The sequence below is a fragment of the Paenibacillus germinis genome (genome assembly GCF_013141785.1).
Lineage (GTDB): Bacteria > Bacillota > Bacilli > Paenibacillales > NBRC-103111 > Paenibacillus_E > Paenibacillus_E phytorum.
Genome location: NZ_WHOC01000151.1, coordinates 1 through 1,813, shown reverse-complemented (window position 1 = coordinate 1,813; position 1,813 = coordinate 1). Strand labels below are relative to the sequence as shown.

The 1,813-nt window shown below is 43.1% G+C and carries 1 protein-coding gene; it reads left to right on the top strand.

What is annotated here, in order from left to right; translation table 11 throughout:
- The coding region (locus GC102_RS28720; protein ID WP_171692555.1) for a DUF4982 domain-containing protein at positions 1 to 912 on the top strand (912 nt) is incomplete at its 5' end.
- Between the last annotated feature and the right edge of the window lie 901 nt (positions 913 to 1,813).

Sequence of the window (1,813 nt, the reverse complement as noted above, 5' to 3'; positions counted from 1 at the left end):
GATCACGAGCAATTCCCCGATCGGATCATGATTGGCAGTGAGAGCACCAGTTGTACGACCACGCGCGGAATTTATGAAAATGATACTGTGTTGGGGTATTGTTCATCCTATGGAGATCAGATTCCAGAGTGGTCCTGTTCGCATGAAAAATCATGGCAAGATATCGTAAATCATCCTCATTTGACCGGTATTTTCGTTTGGACGGGTTTTGATTACAGAGGAGAACCGACACCTCATCAATGGCCTTGTATTGGATCTCATTTCGGGATCATGGATAGCTGCGGATTTCCAAAGGATGCTTACTTTTACTATAAATCGGCCTGGACGGATGAGCCGATGGTGCATGTGATGCCCCACTGGAATTGGTTGGATAAAGTAGGGCAAGAGATCGTTGTATGGACGTATAGTAATTGTGAAACAACGGAGTTGGTTCTTAATGGTCAGAGTCTGGGTGAAAAGGTTGTTGACCGGAACTCACGTATGGAGTGGAAAGTAAAATATTTCCCTGGAGAGCTTATAGCTATAGGGAAAATTGCTGGTAGGGAGATCGTAAGAAAGGTTATGTCTACCGCAGGTAATCCATCAAAAATTACGATGGAATCGGATAAAATAACGCTAAATGCCAATGACACTGATGTAGCGATGATTAAAGTATCAATTCTTGATCACGCGGGTGTAATCGTACCAACTGCGGACAATCAAATCTTATTTATGATCGAAGGTCCGGGTAAGATTCTCGGCGTTGGTAATGGAAACCCGAGCAGTCATGAGCCCGATAAAGCGACTCACAGAAGAGCGTTTAACGGACATTGCTTGGTCATTATTCAAGCAACTGTTGGGAAAGGCGCGATTTTGTTAAGAGCATCTTCAACCTCTCTTGAGTTTGCCACGATTGTCATTGAAGTCATATAAGAACATTGTACATCTAGGGACAAGTCGATATCGGAGAAGGGGCGCTGATAAATGGAAGATGTTCCCTATCCCGCTGGGAGACAATCAAGGGTTTTAACTTGAAAAGCTTCTACACGGACAGAAAGCCGCGATAAATCCTTTAAAGTGGCCAAGTAATAGGTAGTCAAATAAGGGGGGAATTGTCGGACATAAGGCGATGTCTTATCAGGACATTCCTCCTTTTTTACTTGACTTCTGCATCCGATTCAGTAAGATGCCATTTAATGGCTTTCGCTGCTGAGTATTCCCGAGTAAATGGAGGAATCCCTGTTAACTTGGAAGAATTTGCACGAATACAACACTTAAGATGACCTATGCACTTGAAGTAAATATTTGTAAATGTCTCTGCTCCATTGGAATTCATACAGTGTTTTTCTAACTCAGGCTCATGGATGACGCATTCCGCTGGATATTTTCCAGCAGAATTGCCTCAAATGGAGCCATTTAGGCCCTGTGGAATGCATTTCATTGGAGAAATTCCAATGAACGTACGATGATCAATGCTCGAATAGAGATTCTGCTGTATTTTCTCCAATGAAACTGACGAAACCGACACATGATCTCTTCCAGTTTAAGATATCCAGCATCTTCCTCCAACTGCATAACTCCTGCACTTAAGATAGTCAATTCGATCTGATGAATTCAGGAACTAACCACTATACCCCGTCGCACGGGGTGCTGGTCAAGAAATTTGAGGAACCAGTCAAGGCAATATGAACGCTTCGCGGCCTTGACTGCTTCAGCACTTTTAATTGATCAGAAGTGAGTTTCCAGCAAGCGACGATCGTTTAATGCTACACGAATGTAAGCGTTTACTTAGTTTTGAAGGGGGTGAGTCTTGTGTGACCGTCCTTGTAAAATA